Annotated in this window: 2 pseudogenes; both read right to left on the reverse strand. The window is 59.5% G+C overall.

The annotated features are described in order from the left end of the window. Window positions 1-603, reverse strand: a pseudogene (locus QCE79_RS33055) (PAS domain S-box protein); the annotation flags it as partial. Continuing rightward, a pseudogene (locus QCE79_RS33060) lies at window positions 599-784 on the reverse strand (IS30 family transposase); the annotation flags it as partial. The pseudogenes QCE79_RS33060 and QCE79_RS33055, both read right to left, overlap by 5 nt. Between the last annotated feature and the right edge of the window lie 104 nt (window positions 785-888).

Consider the following 888-nt stretch of genomic DNA (forward strand, 5'->3'; position numbering starts at 1 on the left):
CATTTCCATCTTCAATGCGCTGAGCGTCTGGCCGAGGTCGTCATGCAGTTCACGCGCGATCCGGCTCTTTTCCTGCTCGCGCATCTGCTGAAGATTCGCCGAAAGCGCGCGAAGTTCCTCGCGCGATTGCCTGAGGATGGCTTCTGCTTTCGCGCCCTCGGTCACGTCACGAAGGATGACGGTGAGCAGCTTGCCATCACCGTCTTCGGTCTGCGATATCGATGCCTCGAGAGGAAGCTCCTCGCCGTCCGCGCGCAGCCCGTACAATACGCGGCTCCCGCCCATCTGGCGATCCGATACGCCTGTTCGTTCGAAAAGCCTGACCTGGTGCTCATGTCCCGCGCGATAGCGTTCAGGTATCAGGCGAGACAGCGGCGAGCCTATCGCGTCGCTCGAATTGCAGCGGAAGACCTTCTCCGCCATCGAATTGAACATCACGATGCGCTGCGCCGAATCGACCGTGATAATGGCCTCCGTCGTCGAGCGGAGGATACTCTCCAGCCGCTTCTGGCCAAGAACGGCCCGGTCGGCCGAGGCGCGCGCGGTGCGCTGCGCGCCGAAAAGCAGGATCGATGCGGCCAGCAGCAGGGCCGACGTCACCGCGCGCCTGGATATAAAGCGCTTGATAAATAGCTTCGTGAGGGATGCGCATGGATTCATCATCCGGGAAGTCTACCTGCAACCGATGAGCAGTTTGTTCAGGTGACCAACCATTGACCCACTTTCGGTCCCCGCGATGTGGTTTATTTCGCCCCTTGAACGGCGTCTGCTTTGGCCCGTCAATTTTACCGTAAGCGCGCAGAAATGGACGTCTGGAACTCTTTGATCTGAGCGTGCAGGCTATGTCCACTGTTTCGATGAAGTGACCCCCGAAAGTTGGACGGTGTG

Origin of the sequence: Caballeronia sp. LZ003, assembly GCF_031451465.1 — a bacterium.
GTDB lineage: Bacteria > Pseudomonadota > Gammaproteobacteria > Burkholderiales > Burkholderiaceae > Caballeronia.